Genomic DNA, 388 nt, shown 5'->3' with positions numbered 1-388 from the left:
GCGGGATCGACGCCGACTGTTCGCGTCCGGCCGGATAGCGGCCGAGCACGATCTTCGCCTTCTCGGCATTCTCGTCATTCCACGCGAACGCGCCCCAGCGCGCGCGGGTCTCGGCCTCGTCAGGGATATGAACGGCGTCGGCCATCAGCGGTCACACTCACCAAAAACGATATCCATCGCGCCCAGAATGGCGGTCGTGTCCGCCAGCATGTGGCCGCGGCTCATGAAGTCCATCGCCTGCAAATGGCTGAACGCCGTCGGGCGGATCTTGCAGCGATACGGCTTGTTCGTGCCGTCCGACACCAGATACACGCCGAACTCGCCCTTCGGGCTTTCGGTCGCGACGTACACTTCGCCCGCGGGCACGTGATAGCCCTCGGTGTAGAGC

General features: G+C 64.7%; 1 protein-coding gene. It reads right to left on the bottom strand.

Annotated elements, in window-relative coordinates:
* Positions 1–144: 144 nt before the first annotated feature.
* On the bottom strand, positions 145–388 hold a 244-nt coding region (locus AC0IYH_RS29700; RefSeq protein WP_471837656.1), incomplete at its 5' end, for an NADH-quinone oxidoreductase subunit D-related protein.

It is taken from the genome of Pseudomonas sp. AC463 (genome assembly GCF_979253585.1).
The sequence above is the reverse complement of the archived record's forward strand: the minus strand, read 5'-3'. Positions and strand labels throughout refer to the sequence as shown.